The sequence below is a fragment of the Oleiphilus sp. HI0079 genome (genome assembly GCF_001635105.1).
Genome location: NZ_LWFT01000093.1, coordinates 1 through 862, shown reverse-complemented (window position 1 = coordinate 862; position 862 = coordinate 1). Strand labels below are relative to the sequence as shown.

The 862-nt window shown below is 47.4% G+C and carries 1 protein-coding gene; it reads right to left on the bottom strand.

Translation table 11 applies throughout. From position 1 onward, the window contains the following. A partial coding sequence (gene proV / locus A3750_RS01400) for a glycine betaine/L-proline ABC transporter ATP-binding protein ProV (RefSeq protein ID WP_068547964.1) occupies nt 1–862 on the bottom strand: 862 nt, incomplete at both ends.

The window sequence follows — 862 nt, the reverse complement described above, 5'->3', positions numbered from 1 at the left end:
TGTTTCTTGATCAGAGTCACCTGTTTCTTCTGCGCAATATCACCTGCAGTAAAGACGTTACTCACATCAACGCCTCGGAAGAAGGAACGCACATAATCATTGGCAGGGTTATGCAGAATATCGTCCGGTGCGCCCACCTGCACAACCTCACCACCCTGCATGATGGCAATCCTATCGCCAATGCGCATCGCTTCGTCTAAATCATGAGAGATGAAAATAATGGTTCGCTGATGCTTGGCCTGAAGCTGAACCAGCTCATCTTGCATTTCCGTTCGAATTAACGGATCAAGCGCGGAGAAAGCCTCATCCATTAGCATAATATCGGGATCATTCGCCAACGCACGAGCAAGCCCCACACGCTGCTGCATACCACCTGAAAGCTCATCAGGATAACTATCGGGATAAGCTTCCAAACCAACTTGTGCAAGGGCTGCTAACGCTGCTTCTTGCCTCTCGCTAACATCGACCCCACTTAACTCCAGGCCAAACGCTGCGTTTTCAAGCACATTGAGGTGCGGCATCAAAGCAAAAGATTGGAACACCATGCTTATTTTCTTACGCCGAACTTCTCGAAGACCGTGGGTGTCCATCTTAGTGATGTCTTCACCATCAATGAGAACCTCACCCTGAGTGGGTTCAATCAAACGATTTAGCAGCCGAACCAAGGTGGACTTTCCTGAACCGGAAAGACCCATCACCACGAATATCTCGCCTTCTTCAATCTGCAAATTGGCGTCTTTGACGCCGATCGTCATTCCGGTTTTGTTAAAGATTTCGTCTTTATCTTGACCGGACTGAAGTAGCTGGAGTGCTTTTTTGGGCTGATCGCCAAATACTTTATATAAATTCTTAACTTCTACTT